This is a genomic window from Sediminibacillus halophilus (assembly GCF_900103695.1).
Classification (GTDB): Bacteria; Bacillota; Bacilli; order Bacillales; family Amphibacillaceae; genus Sediminibacillus; species Sediminibacillus halophilus.
This window is the reverse complement of the sequence record NZ_FNHF01000003.1, coordinates 319,317-343,408: the sequence shown is the minus strand read 5'-3', so window position 1 is coordinate 343,408 and position 24,092 is coordinate 319,317. Positions and strand designations below refer to the sequence as shown.

21 protein-coding genes are annotated in these 24,092 nt (G+C 43.1%); 10 read left to right on the top strand and 11 right to left on the bottom strand.

Annotated features, from left to right (window positions below; translation table 11 throughout):
• The first annotated feature begins 21 nt into the window (after positions 1-21).
• The 5 genes from galE to BLR82_RS12130 all read left to right on the top strand — a co-directional run bounded on the left by galE (position 22) and on the right by BLR82_RS12130 (position 5,677).
• Entirely contained in the window at positions 22-1,023 is a 1,002-nt protein-coding gene (galE, locus tag BLR82_RS12150; RefSeq protein ID WP_074599711.1) for a UDP-glucose 4-epimerase GalE, read from the top strand.
• Positions 1,023-2,516, top strand: coding sequence for a UDP-glucose--hexose-1-phosphate uridylyltransferase (galT, locus tag BLR82_RS12145; protein WP_074599709.1), 1,494 nt, complete (start codon positions 1,023-1,025; stop codon positions 2,514-2,516). The genes galE and galT overlap by 1 nt, the downstream gene beginning before the upstream one ends.
• 15 nt (positions 2,517-2,531) lie before the next feature.
• Positions 2,532-3,575 carry an aldose epimerase family protein gene (locus BLR82_RS12140; RefSeq protein ID WP_074599706.1) on the top strand — a complete coding sequence of 348 codons (1,044 nt, stop codon included), beginning with the start codon at positions 2,532-2,534 and terminating at the stop codon, positions 3,573-3,575.
• 163 nt (positions 3,576-3,738) lie between these two features.
• A complete protein-coding gene (locus BLR82_RS12135; protein ID WP_074599698.1) occupies positions 3,739-4,281 on the top strand; it encodes a sigma-70 family RNA polymerase sigma factor in 543 nt (180 codons plus the stop codon).
• Entirely contained in the window at positions 4,259-5,677 is a 1,419-nt protein-coding gene (locus BLR82_RS12130; RefSeq protein WP_074599696.1) for a DUF4179 domain-containing protein, read from the top strand. Before BLR82_RS12135 ends, BLR82_RS12130 begins: the two co-directional genes overlap by 23 nt.
• A gap of 45 nt (positions 5,678-5,722) precedes the next feature.
• Here the strand turns inward: BLR82_RS12130 and BLR82_RS12125 are convergent, their stop codons facing one another.
• The 6 genes from BLR82_RS12125 to BLR82_RS12100 all read right to left on the bottom strand — a co-directional run bounded on the left by BLR82_RS12125 (position 5,723) and on the right by BLR82_RS12100 (position 12,722).
• Positions 5,723-6,151, bottom strand: a complete 429-nt coding sequence (locus BLR82_RS12125) for a pentapeptide repeat-containing protein (protein WP_175486802.1) — start codon at positions 6,149-6,151, stop codon at positions 5,723-5,725.
• Positions 6,152-6,238: 87 nt separating this feature from the next.
• Positions 6,239-7,456, bottom strand: coding sequence for an ROK family transcriptional regulator (locus BLR82_RS12120; protein ID WP_074599694.1), 1,218 nt, complete (start codon positions 7,454-7,456; stop codon positions 6,239-6,241).
• A gap of 156 nt (positions 7,457-7,612) precedes the next feature.
• On the bottom strand, positions 7,613-8,596 hold the full coding sequence (locus tag BLR82_RS12115) for an aldo/keto reductase (protein WP_074599693.1): 984 nt from the start codon (positions 8,594-8,596) through the stop codon (positions 7,613-7,615).
• A gap of 344 nt (positions 8,597-8,940) precedes the next feature.
• On the bottom strand, positions 8,941-10,359 hold the full coding sequence (gene araA, locus BLR82_RS12110) for an L-arabinose isomerase (RefSeq protein ID WP_074599692.1): 1,419 nt from the start codon (positions 10,357-10,359) through the stop codon (positions 8,941-8,943).
• A 34-nt stretch (positions 10,360-10,393) separates the two neighbouring features.
• Positions 10,394-11,089: an L-ribulose-5-phosphate 4-epimerase gene (locus BLR82_RS12105; RefSeq protein ID WP_074599691.1), complete on the bottom strand. Its 696-nt coding sequence runs from the start codon at positions 11,087-11,089 to the stop codon at positions 10,394-10,396.
• 22 nt (positions 11,090-11,111) lie between these two features.
• Positions 11,112-12,722: a xylulokinase gene (locus BLR82_RS12100; protein WP_074599689.1), complete on the bottom strand. Its 1,611-nt coding sequence runs from the start codon at positions 12,720-12,722 to the stop codon at positions 11,112-11,114.
• Between the two features lie 424 nt (positions 12,723-13,146).
• Here BLR82_RS12100 and BLR82_RS12095 point away from each other — a divergent pair, with 424 nt between their 5' ends.
• Positions 13,147-14,232 (top strand): GntR family transcriptional regulator, encoded by a 1,086-nt coding sequence (locus BLR82_RS12095; RefSeq protein WP_074599687.1) that lies wholly within the window; start codon positions 13,147-13,149, stop codon positions 14,230-14,232.
• 311 nt (positions 14,233-14,543) lie between these two features.
• Here BLR82_RS12095 and BLR82_RS12090 read toward each other — a convergent pair whose 3' ends face one another.
• A complete protein-coding gene (locus tag BLR82_RS12090; protein WP_074599685.1) occupies positions 14,544-15,398 on the bottom strand; it encodes a Cof-type HAD-IIB family hydrolase in 855 nt (284 codons plus the stop codon).
• Between the two features lie 172 nt (positions 15,399-15,570).
• Here BLR82_RS12090 and BLR82_RS21060 point away from each other — a divergent pair, with 172 nt between their 5' ends.
• The 3 genes from BLR82_RS21060 to BLR82_RS12075 all read left to right on the top strand — a co-directional run bounded on the left by BLR82_RS21060 (position 15,571) and on the right by BLR82_RS12075 (position 17,655).
• A complete protein-coding gene (locus BLR82_RS21060) occupies positions 15,571-15,831 on the top strand; it encodes a hypothetical protein (protein WP_074599683.1) in 261 nt (86 codons plus the stop codon).
• A gap of 458 nt (positions 15,832-16,289) precedes the next feature.
• The gene (locus tag BLR82_RS12080; protein ID WP_175486800.1) at positions 16,290-16,457 is read left to right on the top strand and encodes a hypothetical protein; all 168 of its coding nucleotides are present in this window, start codon (positions 16,290-16,292) and stop codon (positions 16,455-16,457) included.
• Between the two features lie 277 nt (positions 16,458-16,734).
• Positions 16,735-17,655, top strand: a complete 921-nt coding sequence (locus BLR82_RS12075) for a glycine betaine ABC transporter substrate-binding protein (protein WP_074599681.1) — start codon at positions 16,735-16,737, stop codon at positions 17,653-17,655.
• A gap of 419 nt (positions 17,656-18,074) precedes the next feature.
• Here the strand turns inward: BLR82_RS12075 and BLR82_RS12065 are convergent, their stop codons facing one another.
• A complete protein-coding gene (locus BLR82_RS12065; protein ID WP_074599676.1) occupies positions 18,075-19,046 on the bottom strand; it encodes a ring-cleaving dioxygenase in 972 nt (323 codons plus the stop codon).
• 94 nt (positions 19,047-19,140) lie between these two features.
• Positions 19,141-19,932: an SDR family oxidoreductase gene (locus BLR82_RS12060; RefSeq protein ID WP_074599674.1), complete on the bottom strand. Its 792-nt coding sequence runs from the start codon at positions 19,930-19,932 to the stop codon at positions 19,141-19,143.
• Between the two features lie 214 nt (positions 19,933-20,146).
• On the opposite strand from BLR82_RS12060, the gene BLR82_RS12055 reads away from it, so the two are divergent.
• Positions 20,147-21,889 carry a solute:sodium symporter family transporter gene (locus tag BLR82_RS12055; RefSeq protein WP_083334867.1) on the top strand — a complete coding sequence of 581 codons (1,743 nt, stop codon included), beginning with the start codon at positions 20,147-20,149 and terminating at the stop codon, positions 21,887-21,889.
• Positions 21,890-22,753: 864 nt separating this feature from the next.
• Here the strand turns inward: BLR82_RS12055 and BLR82_RS12050 are convergent.
• A complete protein-coding gene (locus tag BLR82_RS12050) occupies positions 22,754-23,221 on the bottom strand; it encodes an NUDIX hydrolase (protein WP_074599670.1) in 468 nt (155 codons plus the stop codon).
• Positions 23,222-23,289: 68 nt separating this feature from the next.
• Entirely contained in the window at positions 23,290-23,529 is a 240-nt protein-coding gene (locus BLR82_RS12045; protein WP_026568729.1) for a ferredoxin family protein, read from the bottom strand.
• Positions 23,530-24,092: the final 563 nt, after the last annotated feature.

Genomic DNA, 24,092 nt, shown 5'->3' with positions numbered 1-24,092 from the left:
ACCTGAAAAGGAGTGGGATAGATGAGTATTTTAGTCTTAGGAGGGGCTGGGTACATCGGTTCGCACGCAGTCTACCAGTTAATCGATCAGAATGACCGTGTGGTGGTGGTAGATAGTTTGGAAACTGGACATTGCCAAGCTGTTCACCCCGATGCAGCCTACTATCAAGGAGATATTCGCGATAAACAATTTTTGGACGATGTATTTAGCAAGGAAAACATTGACGCAGTCTTGCATTTCTCTGCTAATTCGCTTGTCGGTGAATCGATGCAGGAGCCATTGAAGTATTTCAGCAACAACGTATACGGTACACAAGTACTGCTGGAAACCATGAAAGAACACAACGTCAACAGGATAGTTTTTTCTTCCACTGCCGCAACCTATGGAGAGCCGGATGCTGTCCCAATTACCGAGGATATGCCGACGAAACCGGAAAGCACATATGGGGAAACAAAACTGACAATGGAAAAAATGATGAAATGGTGTGCAATTGCCTATGGAATCAAATACGTTTCTCTTCGTTATTTCAATGTTGCTGGTGCCAGAAAGACAGGTGAAATCGGAGAAGACCACCAACCGGAAACCCATCTGATTCCCATTGTCTTGCAGACCGCTCTAGAGCAGCGTAAAGCCCTCACTATTTTTGGAGAAGACTATAATACCGAAGATGGCACGTGTATCCGGGACTACATCCATGTGGAGGACTTGATTGATGCTCACCTGCTCGCGCTGTCCTACTTGGAAAACGGCGGGGAAAGCGAGATTTTCAACCTTGGAAGCAACCAAGGCTTCTCAGTAAAACAGATAATCGATACTGCCCGAAAAGTGACCGGCAGATCGATACCGGCCGTCCCTGGTGAACGCCGCCCCGGCGATCCCAGCGTCTTGATTGCATCTGCGGACAAAGCTAAGCGCATTTTGGGCTGGGAGCCATCCCGAACTTCGATAGAAGAAATTATCGAGGATGCATGGAACTGGCATCGTAACCACCCACACGGCTATGATGGTGGAGTGGAGGCGTAATGTCAGTATTTCAAACAATTTTCAGATTAATAGAAAAAGCCATTTCTGCCGGATTGATTGAACGACAGGATACCGTATATGTACGCAATCAGCTGCTCGGTCTGCTGAAGGAAAGTGATTTTCAAGAAGAAGTCTTTATCGGAACGCAACATACTTCCATCCCCGACTTGGTCGAGGAGCTAGTCGATTATGCGATAGAACACCAAGTCATCGAGGACGTGCTGGATGAAAAGGAGATATTCGCTGCCAATGTGATGAATATCTTTATGCCGAAACCTTCCGCTGTCCAACAGACGTTTGAAGCCAAGTATAAGGAAAAGGCAGAACAGGCGACCGATTACTTCTACACACTAAGCAAAAATAGCAATTATATTCAAATGAAGCGAATAAGGAAAAATGTCCACTTTAAAGCGGACACTTCTTACGGGAAAATGGATATTACCATCAATCTGTCCAAACCGGAAAAAGATCCAGAACAAATTAGGCGGGAAAAAGAGGAAAAACAGGTGGTCGGGTATCCTCCATGTGTTTTATGCAGGGAAAACGAAGGGTATGTCGGCAGGATCGGCCACCCGGCTCGGTCTAATCACCGGATAGTCAAAGTGCCTTTGCAAGGAGAAAACTGGTACCTGCAATATTCGCCCTATGTTTATTACAACGAACACAGCATCGTACTTGCAGAAGAACACCGCGAAATGAAAATTGACCGGCAGACATTCCTGCGTCTGACCGCTTTTGTAGAAAAGTTTCCGCATTATTTTCTCGGCTCCAATGCCGACCTGCCGATTGTCGGGGGATCGATTCTCAGCCACGATCATTATCAAGGCGGCCGTTATCGGTTTGCCATGGAGACTGCTCCTGAAACGGAAACATTTTTGTTAAAGGATTTTCCAAATGTGCAGGCCGGAATAGTCGATTGGCCTTTATCTGTTATACGCCTTTCCTCCCCCGATCGTTTGAATTTGGTGGATGCTGCAGACCATATCTTGCAAAGGTGGCGAAAATACGAGGATGAACAAGTATCCATCAAGGCTTATAGCGGTGATACGCCGCATAATACCGTTACGCCAATAGTCCGGATGCGGAACGGCCGCCTGGAAATGGACATCGTGCTGCGCAACAACCGTACATCCGAACAGCATCCTTTGGGGATATTCCATCCACATGCCGATGTTCACCATATCAAGCGGGAAAACATCGGTTTGATCGAAGTAATGGGATTAGCGGTCCTGCCAGCCAGACTGAAATCCGAACTGGAGGAAGTCAAACGCTTTTTACTCGAAGAATCGGAAGAAGTTCCTGCTCACCATCGCAAGTGGGCAGAACAAATCAAACAGCAAAACAAGGTGCAAAAGGAGAATGTGGAAGTCATTTTGCAAAATGAGGTAGGGAAAAAATTCACCAGAGTATTGGAAGATGCGGGTGTCTTCAAACGAGATGAACAAGGGAACCAGGCTTTTCAGCGATTTATCATGGTATTGAATCAAGGCTAGCAAGGAGTGTATCGAATGCAAATCAAACAAGAACAAATTTCCCTTTCGAGCGGACAGAATTGGAAACGTTTCATTTTATCCAACGACCGCGGCATGGAGGTAAGCTGCCTCGATTTCGGCGGCATTATCACGGAGATTCTGATGCCAGACAAGAACGGCCGCAAAGAAAATATTGTGGTGGGATATAAAAACTTCGAAGATTATCTCGATAATCCAAATTTCTTTGGTGCTCTGATCGGCCGTGTAGCCGGAAGAATTGAAGGATCTTCTTTTTCTCTTAATGGAAAGACCTTTCAACTCCCCCCCAATGAAGGGGAGAACCATTTACACGGCGGACCGGATGCCTTTCATAAGACCAAATGGCAGACAGAAACGATTGAAAAAGAAAATTCGGTGGGCGTGGTCTTTACCCATCAAAGCGAACATGGTGAAAACGGATATCCCGGCAACTTGGAAATGAAAATCACTTACACCTTGGATAACACCAATCAGTTTTCAATCACCTATCAAGGATCCGCGGACCAAGACACCGTGTTGACAACGACTAACCATTCTTATTTTAATTTAAGCGGCGATTTAAAATCGACGATCCGGGAACATGAAGTGACCCTCGACAGCAGCCAGTTCGTCGAGCTTGATGAAGCATTGATTCCAACCGGTAACAAATTGGATGTCAGGGACACTGTGTTTGATTTTCGACAGGGAAGAAAAATAGAGGATGGAATCCGCTCCGATCACCAACAGAATCGCTATGCCGGACATGGCTACGACCATTACTTTATATTTGATACCAAGCAGGAATCCCAGGTCACTGCTGTCGATCAAACTAGCGGAAGGAAAATGATGATCAAAACCGACCAACCCGGAATGGTCATGTACACTTCCAATGGTCTTGGAGAAGGATTGCAGCTGAAGGAGCGGGAATCGGCGCAATACTTGGGAATCTGTTTTGAAACACAGGCTTCTCCCGCATCCATTCATCACGATGGATTTCCATCCTGCTTCTTGCCTGCTGGTGAAGACTACTATTCCAAAACGAGTTTTCAATTTTTTTCTTAGAATAGAAAAACAACTAACTCCATAACTATTTATCGAAAAAGGGTGCTAATATTGGTTAGCACCCTTTCTTTATGACAGGATCTCTTTTGTTCTAGGAAATAAATATTTTTTTGAAACTTTTCTATTCACTAATTGCTCTAACAGGTGAAAGGAGGGCAAAAACTTGAAACATTCACCCCTAGTCATAAAAGCAATAAAGGGAGACGAAGCAGCCTTTGAAACACTTATAAAAAACGAAAGCGAAAAATTGTATAAAACGGCATTTCTTTACGTTAAGAATAAAGAAGACGCTCTCGATGTGCTTCAGGAAACAATCTATAAAGCTTTTGTCTCCATAAACCAAGTTAAAAAACCAGAATACTTTTACACTTGGCTTACAAAAATTCTTATTCGCACTGCCTATGAGTTATTGAGAAAACGGAAAAAGGTGGTTTATGATGAAAACCTTATTCACCATTTACCTGAAGCAGAGGGAAGTCAGGATGTAGAAGCAAAGATGGATTTACTGAACGCTATTTCTTACTTAAGTGAACAATATCAAACCGTCATCATCTTATTTTATTACCATGACTTACCCATTCATCAAATAGCTGAAACCATGGAAAAGCCGGAAAACACCGTCAAAACCTATTTGCGCAGAGCAAAAAAGGAATTAAAACATTATATGGAAGGAGTGCATCACAATGGACAAAGAGCATTATCATAAAGAAATCAGCGAGATTGATGTTCCCGAAAGCGAGATTTTTCATGCGATAGACAAAGGAATAACCAGAGGGCGAATAGAAAAAAGAGCACGCAGAAATTCCAAAATCAAGCTTTCCGGCACGATTGCAGCAGGTGCAGCCACCTTTTTCCTGGCAGCCGGATTCGTTTTCGCCCCCGTTTCCTATGCCTTGTCGACGGTCCCTTTACTAGGCAGTGTCTATGAAAAAGCAGGCTTACAAATTGGTCATGAGTTAATGGAAAGTGATTTAGTGACCCAGATAAACAAAACGGCGACGAGTAATGGGATCGATATAACCATAACAAGTGCTTATTATGATGGGAATATTATCGGTGTCACGTTCCAAGCAAAAGGGGAGAAAATTTCTCTGGAAAACATGGGTGGCAATCGCGGACCGGAGGCAGGATACTCCTTTCACCTTTTTGATGGAAAAGAACAAAATCAATGGTCTTCGACGATGAAAGAATTAACAGAAACAGAAGATGGATATATCGCTTCAATGGAGTTTTATAACGCAGAAGCTGATTTGCCTGCAAGCTATTCGTTACCATTAACCTTTACTTCGATTACCGGGGTGAAGGGAAAGTGGAATTTCGATATTCCTGTTGAGCAAATTCCTCCAGAGACTATTTACACAGATGCTAAGAGTCAATTGGCAGGCAAGGGCTACTCTCTTACAATGCAGTCGGTCGTCAAAGGGGAAGCAACCACAACATTAAATTATGAGACCACTTTGCCATTAGAAGGGGAGAAAGATGAAATCAGAATCCATGTAGTCGATAATAATGGTAATCGATTATCAAAATTCCATCCAAATCTTTTAACAACCGAGGCAGATGGGGCTTCTGTTTCAAAAGAATACCAAGAATTATTCAGCGACAAAATCAGTGAGGATGCAAGCTCTCTAACAATCCAACCCGAAATAGTAAAAAACGATACGATGCAGGTTGGAGCGATGAATCAACCAACACCTTTCACAGTGGAAAGCAACAGATTTGACTATGCTGTCAAGGTAACCAACATGGAACAAAACGGAGAACAAATAACAGTTGATTACACGATACAACATACCGATACAAGCAAAATCAGAAAAGATATCATTCAAAACTTTGCGGATTTTATTCAACTGATTAAATCAGACAATGTGCGAAGGGATGAAAAAGGAGAACTGGACAGACAAAAGATGCTTGAACATGAGATTCGGAGTGATCAGGCAACTCTACTCGATGAAAACAGTTTGCACTTTCAATCCATTTATACCTTAGATAATCCGGCGGAGTTCAATTTTAAGGACTATTCTCTACTTGTTCCGTTCGCTACCTTAAGCGCAAACGAAAAACCAATTAAAATGGAACCTATAAAAGTGAACTTGAAATAAAGTGACAACGGAAAAGGAGCTGGAAAAACCCGGCTCCTTTTTCTTTTACCTCCAATGTTCCGGTATCTTTAGTGCTGGCGGAAGGATAGTAGCATGGGGTAATGATGTCCGTGAAATCAGCTCCGCTTTCATTTGCATCTCGTAAGTCTGCTCCAATAATATCGACAGCACGTAATCTGTCTTATACAACTCTGCAGCTATCAGCCACTTTCCTCTAAGATCGGCACCCTTCAAATCGGTTCCGCGTAGATTAGCACCTATAAGGTTATCCTTTTCCGTTAGCTGAAAATCCTTACCGCTATTTATCCTTTCGCGCACCAACTCGCTCGTTTTGACTAGCAACTTATTTACTTTATTTCTATGAATGGAAACATTCACTTGTAAAAGTTCGGCCGGGGATAATTCAGTGAGTTGTACCGTTTCTTCCAAGACTTTTTGCAGTTCACCTGACAATGTGATGTGTTGCATTGCCATATGCAAAGTCCTCGGACTTCGCTGCCGACAAAGCAGGAGGAATGCCTTGTTTATTTTCTCCTCCATCTTTCATGGTTTCCCCCTTCTTCAGTCGGAATTACGAGGCAACGGATCAAACAACTCGGTCAGTACCAGAGCTACGGCCCCTAAAACCGTCGCATTGCTCTGCAACGGCGAAATAGCGATTTCCGTCTGTTTCGCTTCATTTGTCAATGCCCTAGCTTTAATGGTTTGCTTAATTGGCTGTAAAATCATGCCCCCCGCACTGGAAACTCCCCCGCCGATAACGATTTTACTTGGGTTGATGACATGAATCAGATTGGTGAGTCCAATACCGATATAGGTTCCGGTTTCCTCCAGTATCGCCTTGGAATCCTTATCCCCTTGAACTGCTGCCTGATAAACGAGTTCGCCGGACACCTGGTCCGGATTTCCTCCGGCAAGTGAAGCCAGACCTCCAGCCCTCCCCTCTGCAAGCAACTGTTTTGCACGTTTTTCAATCGCTGGACCAGAAGCCACCGTTTGCAAGCAGCCATTGTTTCCGCAGGTACACTCTTCCCCATTTACATCAAGCGTCATATGGCCAATTTCCCCAGCCAAATCGTATTCTCCGTGGTAGAGCTTTCCGTCAATCATCAGCCCGGCACCGATACCGCTGCCGATGTTCAACGCCAGCATGCTTTTTACCCCTTCACTATCACCAAACCATGCTTCTCCAAGCGCCATCGCCCGCGCATCATTTTCGACTTTCACTTCATAGTCGAAAGCCTTCTCTAGCTCCTCTTTTATCGCCACATCGTGTAAGTCCAGATTCGGGGCAAACTCGGACACCCCTTCTTCCACTTTCACAACACCGTGCATTGCCACTCCAATCCCGGCAATTTTGCCAGCCAAGGCTTTTCGGGCCGATAGAACGCTTTTAATACCAGTTACCAAGATATTGATAAATTGGTGGCCGGTTATCTTTCTATCGATCGGAATAATTTTTTCTTCCTTTAGTTCTCCCGACAAATCAGCCAGGACAAATTTAACGGTGCGAGGCCCGGCATCGATTCCGATTATGTAGAATTCTGTACTATTGATAATCAGCATCGTCGGCTTGCGGCCGCCCTGTGAGGTTCCCTGGGCACTTTCCCGGACGATTCCCTGCTCGATCAGTTCTTTTACAATACTGCTTACTGTTGGGGGCGTCAATTTTGTATCCTTGGCTATTTGGGCCCGGGATATGGGGCCGCCTGTCCTGATTTTATTCAGGATGATAGACTTGTTCAATGTCTTCATCCACTGAAAGCTTCCACGCTGCATTGCTTTTCCCACCTGTTGTTGTTTTTGTACCTAGATTATACCACAGCTTAATTAAGTTAATTTATCTTTTACCAGTAGAATACCAGGATAAGGACAAAAAAGACCCCCTCGTTAGAGGAAGTCCTTTTATCACCAGAGGGAAATGTCCGATGTTGCTCAATAGGCGCCGCGAATATGGTCTTGGACATCATGCTGGTAAAACTTTTGCAGTTTGTTCATTTCCTCGGCACTGAAGCTTGGTACATCTAATGACTTTAAGTTATCTTCCACCTGCTTGACCGTCTTGAAACCTGGAATCGCACAGGTGATCTCCTCATGGTCCATGATCCAGCGAAGCGCCGCTTTCGACATGCTGTCCCGATCGTTGGCAATCCATCTAAGCTGTTCGCTTAACTGGACACCTTTGTTGAATTCTAGTCCCGCGAATGTCTCTCCCACATTGAATGCTTCCCCGTTCTGATTAAAATTACGGTGGTCGTCTGCCTGGAAGCTGTGATTCTCGCTAAACTTTCCGGTTAACAAACCACTTGCAAGCGGCACGCGCGCGAGTATCCCTACTCCTTTTTGATAAGCCTGCGGAATCAATTCATCTAAAGGTTTTTGCCGGAAAATATTAAAAATGATTTGCAAAGCAGAAACATCCGTGTTTTCTAAACAATACAAGCCTTCTTCTACGGTTTCAACGCTGACGCCATAATGACGGATTTTTCCTTCGGCTTTTAGTTTATCCAACACCTCGAAGACCTTGCCGTCTTTCAATATGGCGAGTGGCGGACAATGAATCTGATACAAATCAATTGTTTCTCTTTCCAACCGTTTCAAGCTGTTTTCACAATACTCCCTAACCTGCCGCTCGGAATAAGTGTCAGGATCCTCGATATCACCGGCTCGGCAAAATTTTGTCGCAATATGAATGTCATTCTCTTTTCCTTTTGTCGCCTTAGCCAGCAGTTCTTCACTGTGGCCATCTCCGTAAACATCGGCTGTATCGAAAAAATTAACTCCGGCATCCATAGCATGCTGGAGAGCCTTCAGGGATTCTTCATCGTTGGTATTGCCCCAGGAACCACCGATTGCCCAAGTACCAAAACTCAACTCACTTACTTTTAAATCTGTATTCCCCAACTGACGGTAATTCATCTGAACTGCTCCCTCCCATTATATATTTCTGAAAATGTAGTTCAATTATGGCATGCCCGCACCATCACCACAAATGTAACGCTTACAATAAGGAGATCGGTTAGCGTCATGGACACCAATAATGAAGGCCGCCCCACTGGAGTGGTGGCGTGTGATAACAAAGACACACATACACTTCCCTTCATGAAAGGTAATTTTAAGCCAAACCTTATGGGAGGATGTTTTCTGCACCCAAAGGCTTGGCTTAAGTTTAAAATAACCTCTACCTATTCAAGCTAGATAGAATTCCATTCTTCTATTCCATTTCGTTTTCAAGGGATGCGGCGTCTTTTATGATAGATCAATTACTTAATAACAACATATTCCAAGTCAACAAGTTTAGCATACATGATAATTTGATCCGTCGATAAGTTCAACGAAACAACTGTATGGTGACCACCACCATTTTCAATCCAAGTCTTCACCCCATCTTGAAAGGATGGTTTAATTTCCCACATCACTCGGGCCACTGGAAGGTTCGGAGCTGGAACAGTAGGCTCAAACGCAGAAATCTCATTGATAAGCAGTTTATAATGCGTCCCAAAGTCAGCCATTGAAACAACCACACCGTCTCCTTCTTTCCCGTCAAATACTAAACGCGCCGGGTCTTCCGCATTTCCCATGCTTAAGGGAGATACCACTATTTTCGGCCTGTTATTAGCTAGTGATGGATCAACCTCAAGCATATGTGATTGAAGAACTGATTCCGAACCGGCAGCTAGTTCGTATGTATAATCCTCCATAAAACCTGTGGATTGGTTATTGCTCATCACTTTGAGCAGACGATCGAGCGCAGCAGTCTTCCAGTCTCCTTCACCTGCAAAGCCGTACCCTTGCTCCATCAAACGCTGGACAGCAAGACCAGGAAGTTGTTTCATTCCATATAGGTCTTCGAAATTAGATGTAAAGGCATTGTAGCCACCTTCATCAAGGAAACGCTTAATGGCAATTTCATAGCTTGCTTGCACTTTAACACTAGCTTCCCAATCTTTCTTGCTATAATTACCATAATCAAATTCATAAAGATTCTCGTATTCTGCAAATAATGCTTCAACCTCTTCCTCTGTTACAGCGTTTACATACTGGACAAGATCTCCGATGCCGAAGTAATCAACTCTCCACCCAAACTGAATTTGCGCTTCAATCTTATCCCCCTCCGTAACACCAACATGGCGCATGTTGTCACCGAAGCGAGCAACTTTTATATTAAAGCTTTCATTATAAGCGACCGCCACATCCATCCAGTCTGCAATTTGCTGTCGTACCTCTGGCCTTTCCCAATACCCAACGACAACTTTATTTTGTTTGTTTAAACGGGCATTAATATAACCGTATTCACGATCGCCATGTGCTGCCTGGTTTAGATTCATAAAATCCATATCAATCGTTTCCCATGGAATGCTCTCGTTAAATTGGGTTACAAAATGAAGCAAAGGCTTCTGTAACAGTTTAGTACCATGAATCCACATTTTACCTGGAGAGAAGGTGTGCATCCAGGTAATCACACCGGCAACCTCGTCCCGATAATTAACTTCTTTCATAATTGTTGTGATTTTATCTGAATCAACAGCCAATTCTTGTAGCACTATCTGATAAGGTAATGCACCACTTTCGTTTAATGCATCCGTCATTGTTTGTGCATGTTCTTTAACCTCTGCCAACGCCTCTTCTCCGTATAGATGCTGCGAACCTACAACAAACCAAAACTCTTTTTTTGTTGACATAACGACCGACTCCTCTTCATTAAACTGGTTCCCACTAATGTTGTCCATAATAAGCATTTTTTCCATGTTTTCTTAAGTAGTGTTTATCTAAGATGCTTTGCGGTAATTCTTCAGCAAAGTGATTTAATTCACGTGCAAATAAATTCATTTTCGCAACTTCATCTAATACCACACTGTTCATTACTGCCGTTTTTGCATCCTTTCCCCAGGTAAATGGTGCGTGCCCCTTTAATAAAACACCCGGAACGGCTTCAATATCTAATCCGCGCTTTTCAAATGTTTCTATAATCACTTTACCAGTTTCCGATTCATAGCCCCGGTCTATCTCCTCTTGTGTCAGAAAACGTGCACATGGTACAGAACCATAAAATGTGTCTGCGTGAGTCGTTCCCATTGCAGGAATATCAAGGCCGGCCTGAGCCCAAATGGTCGCCCAGGTTGAGTGGGTGTGCGAGATGCCGCCAATTTTATCGTAATGCTTATAAAGCACTGCGTGGGTCTGCGTATCTGAAGAAGGATTTAAATCACCTTCCACAACATTGCCCTCTAAATCGACAACCACCATATCACTAGCTTTCATTGATTCATAACCTACACCACTCGGTTTAATAACAAATAAACCACTCTCACGATCGACGGCACTTGCATTTCCCCAAGTATATTTCACAAGTCCATGCTTAGGCAGGTCCAAATTGGCTTGATATACTTCTTTTTTTAGTTGTTCTAACATGGCAATCCCTCCAATTCTTCGCTCATAGAATCAAATTGTCGACTGCAGCCTGCTCAATCGCCAATCCTTTCTGGTACCGCTCAATAAATATTTCAAACCCTTGAACATCTAAGCTGTCAGGATAAATTTCTTGTCCACCGGCATCTTTGAAAACCTTATTGTCAAGGAACTCCTCCAGATTTTCTTTTTGATCCTTCACCATCATATAAGAGGCTAGAATGGCAATTCCCCAGGCACCGCCCTCTCCTGCCGTGTTCATGACGGAAACCGGAGTATTCATTGCAGCGGCCACAATTTTTTGACCGACTACAGGCGTTTTAAACAAGCCACCATGAGCCAAAATACTGTCAATGACAACGCTTTCTTGCTTTCTCAAAATATCCATTCCTATTTTCAACGCACCAAAAGCGGTAAAAAGGTGTGTGCGCATGAAATTCGCTAGATTGAAGTTACTCTCAGGGGATCGAACAAATAATGGCCGGCCATTTTCTAATCCGGTGATGTTTTCACCCGACAAGTATCCATAACTAAGCAAACCACCACCATCTCGTTCGGCCTCCAGCGCTTTATTGAACATTACTTCAAATAATTTATTATGGTCGACCTCGTAACCCATTGCCTCTGAAAATTCACGGAATAATCCTAGCCAAGCATTGATATCACTGGAGCAATTATTAGCATGTACCATTGCTACCGGACTGCCGTTTGGTGTTGTTACTAGATCGATTTCCGGATAGACCTTTGAAATATCTTTCTCTAATACAATCATGGCGAACACTGAGGTTCCTACTGAAACATTCCCGGTACGTTTCCTCACACTATTCGTAGCAACCATTCCCGTACCAGCATCGCCTTCTGGGGGACAAAGTGAGATGCCTGGTTGTAAATTCCGGGATCTATCCAGAATTTTCGCCCCAATTTCAGTTAATTCCCCGGCTTGTTCACCAGAAAGATAGACTTTAGGGAAAATATCTCTCAGTTTCCAGGAATACTCTTTTGCTGATATTAAATCATCAAACTGCTTTACCATCTTTTGATCGTAGTCTTTTGTGGATTCGTCAATAGGAAATATACCCGAAGCATCCCCCACGCCAATTGCTTTGTTACCTGTCAATAACCAATGTATGTAGCCTGCCAAAGTGGTAACGTAGTCCAAACGCGGTAAATGTTTCTCTTCGTTTAACATCGCTTGATAAAGATGAGCAATCGTCCAACGCTCAGGAATATTGAATTGAAATTTGTCAGTTAATTCTTTTGCTGCGACACCAGTGGTTGCGTTACGCCAAGTTCGAAATGGAACAAGAAGCTCACCGGTTTTGTCAAAAGCCATGTACCCATGCATCATGCCTGAAATCCCTATAGAACCAATTGTTCGTATGGTGATTCCATAATTCCTTTCAACTTCCTGCCTCATTTCCTCATAAGCTGTTTGCAGACCTGTAACAATGTCTACTAAACTGTATGTCCAATATCCATCTTCCAAACGATTTTCCCAATCGTAACTTCCTGAAGCAATCGTTTCAAAACAATTATTAATTAGAACTGCCTTAATCCGTGTTGATCCGAATTCGATTCCAAGGGAAGTTTCTCCCTTAGTAATCGCTTGATTAATACTTGCTCGGTCCGCTTTCATGTTAATCTCCTCTCCGGGCGTGATTTCACAGGCTAACTATTAGAGACACGTTTACTTTGCCTTCTTTGTTTTATGATTCAGGAATAAATTATTTTGTATTTATTTCAAAACGATACATAGCATTGCTCCTATTGAAACGTTTACCTTTAACCTATTCTAATCACTTTAATTATATTTTTTGTACGTACAAAAGTCAATATATCAAAATATTTATACTTACAAATCATTAAAAACTTAAAGACTTATTCTATAAATGGTATACTGAAAACTATTACAACAGAACAAAGAAACAGACCGGAAGATGAATCTATTTTAAATAAAGGCTGTGTCTATCGTTTTATCCCAACTAAAAGGAAAATAAATACGGATAACTATTTTAAACGGATCCATTTTACTATAAACAACTAGGAAAGTAGTGACGAAAATGAAACTTAAATATCAAATCATCATTGATGATATAAAAAGTAAAATTATTTCAGGGAATTATCGCGTAGGGGAACAAATCCCAACAGAATCGAGTATGCAAGAAACGTATAAAGTTAGCCGCCAAACTGTTCGAAAGGCGATTTTAGCATTGGTCAGCGAGGGGTATTTAAGGAGTGAGAGAGGATCTGGCACCTATGTTAGTAACCTATATCAATCAAAAACGAATGGGAAAAGCAATAATAAAACAATCGGTGTTATCACGACCTACATTTCTGATTACATTTTCCCTTCAATCATTAGGGGTATTGAAGAAAGATTGAATAAGGATAATTATTCTTTATTATTAGCGAGCACAAATAATGACGTCGCACAGGAAAAAAAGGCACTGGAAACGATGATGGCATTCGGTGTAGATGGCATGATTGTGGAACCTACAAAAAGTAACCTTTACAATCCTAATATTGCTTACTACCTGTCGTTTAAAGAGCAGGATATACCCTTTATTATGATTAATGCTTATTATCAAGAATTAGACGTCCCTTTCTTTTGTCTTGATGATATACAGTCCAGCTATCTAGCTACAAAAGAATTAATTTCAAAAGGACACAAAAAGATTGGTCTTATTTCAAAGGTGGATGACTTGCAAGGGAAGCATCGGATGAAAGGGTATTTAAAAGCTCTCGGTGAAGCCAAATTACAATTTCGTCCAGATCATATGTTACAGTTCGAAACAGAGACAAAGTTAGAACTATATTCAAGGGTGAAGGATTTTCTTAACAAAAACAGAGGCATGATAACTGCAATTGTCTGTTACAATGATGAAGTTGGATTAGAAGTCGCTAATGTGTGCAGACAACTAAATATCTCCGTTCCGGAGGAATTATCCATTATTGGCCAGGATAATTCTTATATTGCCAAAAATGCAAATATCAATTTGACCACATTAACTCATCCGCAAGAACAAATGGGAAGAGACGCAGCTGACTGGGTCATAAAGAAACTAAAGGGAAAAAAGGATTTAGTAAACGAAAACTATTATCAACCTGTGTTAATCCAAGGTGAGACGGTAAAGAAGCTAGAATAAGGTTCTGCTTTAACTTGATTACTCACTCCGATTGTTTATAAATATTAGATGACAGTTTCTACATTGCTTCATGGGTTGATAGAGAACAGTTTCATAGTAATTCCTTGTCCCAGGAGCGGAATTCCGTTCACCCTCATAACACCTTTGCCAAGTTACCTGCAGCCATGCCCGGGGAAATCGAAGTGCCTTGCTGGAGTGGAGCGTCGCACGATTCATATGAGAAGGGTAGAACGGTTTACTTTTTGTAAACAAAAAAACCGAACGAATCGTTCGGTTTTTATTTTGAACACGATGATTTTGTCCAGTCTCTTTTAGTTAAAAAATGTTTCTTGTAAAAATCGGTATAACCCATCTTCTTTGTGACTGTACGTTGTTATTTCATCCACTTGCTGTTTTACTAATTCCGCCGCGTTCTTCATCGCGACTGCATACCCGGCTATTTTCATCAATGGCAGGTCGTTCTCGCTGTCACCGATCATCATGATGTCTTCATTGTTCAACGCATAATGCTCCAACAAATATTGGACACCTGTCGCTTTGGAGACGTTTTTTTCCATCACTTCTACATTATGATCAGAGGAAGCAAAAGCACTAAAGTCATGCTTTTGCTTCAGCTGGTCCAATGTCTGTTTCCAGAAAGTCATCCGCTGCTTGTCCCTGCTGAAGAAATAAATCTTGGCGGCATCGTCCACCGGTAGATTGTCCGTCCATTCAATATCTTCCTGGATGGCCATCTTTCGGGAAAGCCACTCATCCTCTTTGACGGATTCCGGCTTTGGATCCTGAATCTCTTCCGCGAAAAAGACCTTATCCTGGGTCAAGGCTGCCCCCTTTCCCTCTATTGGGTGTACTTCATAATATATTTTCTCCTCTTGCGCCTTAGCTACCAACTCCTTGACTAAAATTTCATCCAAGGAATGTTTTACAATTTGCTTCCCGTTTATGTAGACCACCATGCCATTGGCACAAACAATTCCATCCACCTCCAAATCAGAAGGAAGGGGATCCTTTACTTCCTTTAGGGTCCTGCCGGTGGCAATGAATACCAGCCTGCCATTTTGACGGATTGTCTTGATAATATCTGCTAATGTATCGCTCACTTGGTTTTCTTGATCAAGCATGGTTCCATCCATGTCGAGAATTACCGCTTTTGCCTGAAATGTCATCTGTTTCCCTCCATTATATATCTTCGCCCTTTTCCAGAATACCGGTTTTTGGTTCATTAGCAAATCCAATGATGTGAAAACCCAAAATTAAAAAGGGGATACGTTCCATATTTACGCATTTAATTATTTATGTTGCAATAATAAATAACCCGAATAGGAAGAGGATGATTACATGAAAAGGTACTCTTGGGTAAGTTTCGTTTCTTTAGCTTTTGGAATAATGGCATGTGTTTTCATTTATACATACAGGAACCCAGAGATAATGCAATTTGGCATTCCGATAAATGCATCGATTGGAATAATATTTTCCATCATCGCCTTTTTTAAAAAATCCGAGAAAAAGATCATTGCATTAATCGCGTTCCTGCTATGCCTGGCTGCTCTATTATTCCTTTTAACAGTAATCACTGTGGCTGGTATGGGGCAGACCTGATTTTATGCGCTTATTAGTTTACCCTCAACCAAGACCTCGTACCTAAAGCTGACACAAAAGTTATCATAAAGAGAATCCTTTCCGCCCCCGTTGGAAGCATATATTCCGTATTGTAATAATAATCCGGTTTTCTTATCCATCCAAAACTTTTCTACCCAACAATTCTCCACTTCGTTCTCCGATCATACATACCTACTTGCCAGCCAAACCAGTGCTTCCACCAGCAAACAGAACCCTAACGCCAGCCGACTAAACATTGGGAGATGATTGCTTCGTTGACTAAGGCTCTAAGAGAAGGTGGCCAAAAACATAATGATAAGTATAAAAGGGAAGGAACAGAGAGCTATGATAGGCTGAATAATGTATTGTCCGCAGGAAGGGTTTTGCTTTAAAAAGGATAGCCAGCCTTGTATGTTTATATATGTATTTTGGACGAATGAGCTTTAAGGAGTGAGTAGATGCCAGATTTAACAAATCACGTCGTTCTGATTACAGGTGCCAATCGGGGCCAGAGAAAAGCCATTGCCCTTCACCTTGCCGGACTAGGGGCCAGAGTGAGGATTGGCGCCCGCAACTATGCCGAGGCCGAAAAAGGGCAGAACCTGATATGCCTTTCCATACCGTAATAGCATCGATTCACAGCCATTAATTCACTTTTGAATAAAATCAAATTAGAGATAATGGTGGAAACTGGAGAAAATGAAAGGATATGAATAGAAGACCGCTTTCAGGTTTTATAAAGTTTAAACTGTACAAACAATTCAAACAAAATCATTAATTTTGACGTTTGAGTATTCTTCCACAAAAAAGATATAGTATTTGTAGACGTTAATTGAGGAATAGTAATGCTACATAGAAGACGAAGCAGGTAGCATTAGGCAAATTAAAGGAGTGTTTGATAAGATGTTTCATTTTAAATGGAAAAAAATAGGGGTTGTTGCTGGTCTGTCTTTGGCGCTTGTCGCAGCTGGATGTGGACAACAAGAAGAGGATAGCGGCGGAGATGATCAGTCGGACAGCTCTGCAAATATTAGCGAAGAGGTAGAACATACCATTACTGGTATTGAACCAGGTGCCGGCATCGCTCAAGCAACAGATAATGCATTAGACGAGTATGAGAATCTTGCGGGTTGGGAGCACGAAAAATCCTCCACAGCTGCCATGCTGACAGCCTTAGGAGACGCTATTGACAAAGAGGAACCAATTGTCGTAACAGGATGGTCCCCTCACTATATGTTTGCCAAATGGGATTTGAAGTACTTAGAAGATCCAAACGGTGTTTATGGCGATGTAGAAAATATTATCACTATTGCAAGAAAAGGTTTAAAAGATGATATGCCAGAGGCTTATACAATTTTGGACAACATCCACTGGGAGCCGGAGGACATGGAATCGGTTATGCTTGATGCCCAGGAAATGGAGTTTGAAGAAGCTGCACAAAAATGGGTGGATGACAACCAAGACATGGTGGATGAATGGACGAAAGGAGTCGAGCCTGTCGATGGAGAGTCGATAGAATTGGTTCTTACCCCTTGGGATACCGAGCGTTCTTCAGCCAATGTGGCGAAAATTGTATTAGAACAACAAGGATACGATGTGACCCTTACCCCAGTCGATCCATCTGTTGTTTTTGAGGCAATTGCAGCAGGAGACGCAGATGCTTCCCTTGCTCCATGGATGCCAGCAACACATGGCGCTTTCTATGAAAAGCATGAAGGAGAATTTGAAGATTTAGGAGAAAACCTAACAGGTGCCAAGATTGGTCTCGTAGTTCCGTCGTATATGGATATCGATTCGATTGAAGACCTTGAACCTGCAGAGTAAGATGGACCAAATACTTCCCTTTCCCCAGGGGAGTATTTGGTTTTTTCTGCCATTTTTCTTCCTCCCGCAAAATGGAAGTTCCTTCTGCATTACTCCTTCTTGTGTACGATGCTTCAAGAGGGATACCCTAGGGAAGCAGTGGGTTACTTGGATTATCAAGGCCAAGGTGATTTAATTCATATAAGACAGACTGGTGTAGCTATATATTTATTCAATATGCTCCACAATTTCTGACGGTAGGTTTGCAGATTTTTAAAGTCAACATTCATTTCTGACCTTTTTTAAAGAAATTCTGTCTTCACAATCTAAAGTTACGACACCTTCTATCCAATACTTTACCATAGTAAATCCGTTCCTTATTTAAGGGGAATACCTATTTTTTCCACAAAAACAGCAGGAGAGGTTCCCCTGCTGTTTTTTTATCCATTCTGATTCGTATCCAATGGTTCCAGTCTCGCTTCGATCTCTGGGCGCTTTCCCTCCAGAAACGGCGGCAATGCGACCGTTTCACCAAGATGATCGATGTCCTCGTCTGTTGCAAAACCAGGACCGTCGGTAGCCAGTTCGAACAAAATCCCATTCGGCTCCCGGAAATAGAGCGACTTGAAGTAGAAACGATCAACCAGACCGGAATTAGGAAATCTCGCTTGGTTTATCTTTTCCGCCCATTGAGCAAGTTCCGCTTCATCCTCGACGCGAAACGCGACATGATGGACACTGCCTCGTCCTGGGCGTTCTTTTGACAGCCCTTCCTGTTCCTCGACGTGAATCTCTGCCCCGGTGCCGCCTTTGCCGGTAGCAAACACCTGAATCGCACTGCCACCTTTCGAGGCATAACTTCCCACCTTGCGGAAACCAAGAATGTTTGTCAGCACTTGTACGGTACGTTCCGCCTGCGGAACTGTCAGCTTGGAAGGTCCAAGGCCGATAATGCCCTGCTCCTGCGGTACCGGACTTTGCTCCCAGGGAGTTCCCCCGGCTACACCTTGATTGGTCTCATCCGATACCAACGCAAGCCGCTGATCCTCCGGGTCGCGGAAATACAATACGTTTCTTCCGAATTGCTCGATAATCTCTTCATAAACAACTTGATATTTGTTGAAACGGTCTTTCCAATAAACTAATGCCTCATCATTTTTCACCCGCAAAGATGTAAGCGAAATACTGTTGTTACCGGGATAAGTATGACCCGCCCGCGGAATTTCAAAAAAGGTAAGGTCCGTACCCGGATTGCCCGCCTCATCGGCATAGAACAGATGATACATACTGGTATCGTCCTGGTTCACTGACTTTTTGACCAGCCTCATTCCCATAACCTGTGTATAAAAACCATAATTGTTTTTCGCATTTGCCGTTATCGCTGAAACATGATGGAGTCCTTTTAGTTCCATATGCATCCCTCTTCTAATTGGATTTTAAAATTATCTCGATTTCAAGATAAATTATAAAGGATGAAAGGATCTCTGTCAAACAATGGATATTTTCCTAGCGAAGCAGGGATTCCGTCCCATCGATATACAGCTCCGTCCCGGAAATATGGGAGGATTCGTCAGAGGCGAGAAACCGGATTAAATCAGCTACCTGTTCAGGTTTTCCTGCACCATGCTCCAACGGTTGATTACCCTCCGGGAATTCAACCGGGATTTTGACTTTTTTCAAGTTTTCCTGATCCTTATGGGTGTTTTCCCTGATATTGGTTTCGATTGCTCCGGGGCAAATGATATTGACTCGTATGCGATATTCTGCCAATTCCAATGCTGCCATTTTTCCGAACGCCATTTGTCCTGCTTTGGAGGAACTGTATGCAGACATACCGATGCCGGAAAACGTACGGTTTCCATTGATGGAACTCGTTATCACGATACTTCCACCCCTGCTTTTCATTGCCGGTATTGCATACTTGACGGTTAAAAATGTACTTTTTAAATTATTGGTCAACGTTTGGTCCCATTCTTCTACAGGCAAGTCCTCAATCGGGGCCAAATGTCCATTGACGCCTGCATTGGCAAAAACAAAATCCAACTGTCCCCACGTATCAAGCACTTTTTTGACACTTTGTTCTACCTGGATAGGTTCAGAAACATCCGCTTCGATAATGATGGCCTCTCCCCCTGCATCTCCGATTGCCTGCTTCACTTCTGCTGCATTTTCTTCCTTGATATCGACTAGTCCCACCTTGGCACCTGATTGCGCCAGCCGCAATGCAGAAGCACGGCCGATTCCCGAGCCCGCACCTGTCACAATGGCTGTCTTGCCTTGCAAGCTTTTGTTTTCCATCTAATAGCCTCCTTCTTCAGCTGTGATCAGTTACTTCCTATATATCCTTCCCCCTGCAATGTAAACACCGTCCGCTCGTCGTTTTACTTAATTGGTTGTTTGAAGAAAGTCAAAAAAGGGGAAGGTCACACCAAAACAAACTTACAAACAATGGGAGCGGGTTGCCTTGAATTATTCCAATCTGTGGTTTACATTATTATCGTGTATCTTTTTTATGGGTATAGTAGCCTGGATTGCTTACCGGCAAACCAAAAATCAAGTTAATGATTCAGCCGGTTACTTCCTTGCCGGCCGCGGACTTTCCGGTGGATTTATAGCCGGCTCTTTGCTACTGACCAATCTTTCTGCTGAACAGCTGGTCGGTTTGAACGGACAAGCTTATCGCGCCAATCTGTCGAATATGGCTTGGGAGGTCACTGCCCCGATTGCAGTGGTAATAATGGCACTTTATTTACTGCCTAAATACTTAGGGGGATCCGTGACAACACTCCCCGAATTTTTAAGCCGACGATTCGATAAGACGGTTCGACTCTATATTGTTGTCTTATTTATGTTCGGTTATGTATTTGTGACCATTCCTTCGATGCTGTATTCTGGCGCTTTAGCGGTACTGCGTCTGTTCAATGTACCGGATCTACTGGGCATTTCTTATGTACAGTCTGTCTGGCTGGTCGTGTGGGTTGTTGGCGTGATCGGAGCGGCTTATGCTATTTTCGGAGGTTTAAAAGCTGTTGCGGTATCGGACACCTTGAACGGCATTGGTTTGTTGATTGTCGGTATCCTGGTTCCTGTCCTAGGCTTTTTCGCCTTGGGAGATGGGGATATGCTTAGCGGCATGAAGGAAATCACGGTAAATAATGCAGAAAAATTGAATGCAATCGGCGGACCGGACGACTCGGTTCCCTTTGGAAGTATTTTTACCGGCTTAATTATCGCCAACCTGTTCTACTGGGCATCCAATCAATATGTCATTCAGCGAACGCTGGGAGCCAAAAGCTTGAAAGAAGGACAAAAAGGGGTACTGTATTCGGGCTTTTACAAGCTGATGGTACCCTTATTCATGATGATTCCGGGGATTATTGCCTTTCATCTGTATGGGGAAAACTTGCGCAATGTCGATCTTGCCTATCCGACGCTAATCTCCAACGTTCTTCCTACTTATCTATCGGGATTTTTTCTGGCTGTTTTGCTGGGCGCTGTGCTTAGCTCTTATAACTCCCTCTTGAACAGTGCCGCCACCATGTTTGCCTTTGATGTGTACAAGCCTCGCGTCAAAAAGGAAGTCAGTGATGAAAAACTAATTAAAATCAGTAAACTATTCGGAACGATCATTGCCTTTATTACATTTTTCATTTCACCGCTGCTCATGTATGCACCGAATGGGCTGTGGGATTTAATTCGGCAGTTTACCGGCTTTTTCAACATTCCGATCGTGACTATTCTGTTAGCGGCAGTTCTATCTAAATACACGCCTGCTGTCGCACCGAAGGTTGTCATTGTTTTTCATGTGATTGCTTATTATTTAATGATTTGGGGGACGGATCATTTGTTTGGATTCTCACTGGATATTAACTATATCCATGTTTATGGAATCTTGTTCGTCATCGAGGTCGGCATCATCCTTGCTTTCCGGTTCACCAAACCCAGGGGAGAGGCTTACGTTTTTAAAAAGGATCCTAAAGTCAGCCTGGTGCCATGGAAGTATGCTTTACCCGTCACGATTTTACTGCTCGCACTGATGTGTGCAGTATATGTGGTTTTTTCACCTATCGGCCTCGCTTACCCAGACGCCGTCGTATCAGGAAGTTTCTGGTACACGATAGGAGCATTAGCAGTCGTGACGGCTGCACTTTACTTCCTTGCACTCCGGAATTGGACGAAAAAATATGCTGCCTATTTGGATAAAGAAGCAGAGCAAAAGCAGCCTTTTTCCACATCCCGGCAGGTTAACCAATAAGAGAATGCATCAATGGAACCGGAACGGCTTCATGACCAAGAATAAAGTGGCCGGGACAAAAGCAGGCCACCACAGCAAAAACCGAGCGAATTTCTACATGCTCTAGTAGAATCGCTCGGTTTTTGGGTATGTTCCTTAGATAGACTCTCTTGTTTGAAAGTGCTGTATCGCTAAGTTAAGATACTACGCTTTCCACCGGCACGGCTCAACTTCCTCAGAACACCAACCGCTTTCTTGCGGGATTTTCAGCTCGTGCTGTTCCCGTTGGAGTCTCCGCATCTTGCCTCCGCTACGTTATCGGAGGTCTGATTTTTTATATAATCTCAAGACAACATAAATACAACCGCATTATTTTATTTACTGTTAGGGTTTCTAAACAGTGATGAAGACAAAACTCAGCACGGAATGTTTTTTATGTAGAAATTAGAACTTGCGAACCGGCACCAAAAAATTAAAAAGAAGTACCACCATTCCATACGGTTTTTAGCTTTCTTCCTATAATAGTAGCAGAAAAAAAGAAATCGGCTAGGGGTGGAGCATCGCTCGTTTGCGAATAATTCCGCGTGAACGGAGGCAAGGTACATAGACTCCTGCGGGATGAGCGCAAGCTGAAGATCCACTTGGTAAAGTGCTTTTCTTTACCAAGTTAGCTGAAGCCGTGCCCGCGGAAAGCGAAGTACCTTGCCGGAGTGGAGAGCTACTCTTTAGATAAGTGAATAGTAGAACGGTTTAATTTTTTAACCCAAAACCGAACGATTCCAATTCGTTCGGTTTTTGGGTTGACCACGATACTTTTGTCTCAGCCAGCCGCTCTATAGGTTGCATGCTTTTGTCCCTGTCTCGTTTTTCAAAGGGAGAGTCTAGTCAGTCAACGATCGGCCGCTGTTTACCGTTAGTATAATCGGCAATAATCGGGACGTGGCTGTCAAATAATTGATCGGGCAGTTCATCAAGCGGAAAAAACCTGGCGTCTAACGACTCTTCATTTTCCTGAATTAACTCGCCACTGTATTCCCTGCAAGTAAACCAAATCTGCACCATGGCGACCTGGTCACCGTTCCCAAGTGTTTTTTCTTTGCCCGGTCCAGAATAGATACTGAATAATTCCAAATCACCTAGACGGAGGCCAGTCTCCTCGGACACTTCTCTTCTTGCCGTATCGGAAACCGTTTCTCCCATCTCCATATAGCCGCCAGGAAGTCCCCATGTTTCATTATCGGATCGTAAATGAAGCAGCAGACGATCCTGGTCATCAAAAACGAAAACCCCTGCCACGACCATGATCACTTTTTCATGTCCGACCATCGAACGCAAATAAGATATGTAATCCATGATTCTCCTCCTTTTCAATACGCAAAAAGGCAGGTCCTCCGTGGAAGAACCTGCCTTCAGCTTGTATGCTATCGATTGGCAAAAAACGCTTCTGCCCTTTCAAGATCGACTTCCTGTTCCGGTGTCAGATCATACTCTTCCTCGATTGCATTAACTGGGCATACCGCTTTACAGGCACCACAATCGATGCAAATATCCGGGTCGATAAAAAATTGATCCGGGCCTTCTTCTATACAATCAACCGGGCAGACAGTAAGACATTCTGCCGCCTTTTCGTCTTTACAAGGACTAGTGATAACAAAAGCCATCGCGATTCCTCCTTTATTAAGCAGAAAGTAGATAAGTACTTCATTTATTATTTAATAACACTTGGCCCATAGTTTGCAAGGATATGAATTATTAATTAGCTGCTAATTGTAGTTAGTCTCCCTACTCCGACCCCATTTTTTTCGTCTCTTTTACGTACGGTGAAAACCTATACCTTTTTTCACAGAAGAAGGAAATAATGTATTGTTATTCTATGAAAACTGGTCACTTTTGCGCTATAAATGTAAGCCGCGACATAGTTTGAATGCGTCCTTCTAACTTCCTATAGGTATTGAGGCGGAGTTAGGCGCTGTAGAAGTACCCTGCGCTTTCCGCTGGCGGCTAGTGAGCTTCCTCGACCCTAGGGGAAGGGAGAGCTAACTCATATAGCACCCTGGCTAAAGTGTTTCCCTTGGAAAGGGAGGTTTTCCACAGCACCCGACTTACACTCAAGTTCCTTAGACCGACTAAGGCAATAAAACGTGGATTTTCACTACCTATTAATGGGCAACAAAGAATGGGAATAAGAAAGGAAAAAGAACTGTGTGATAAAAGCAGGGTTAAA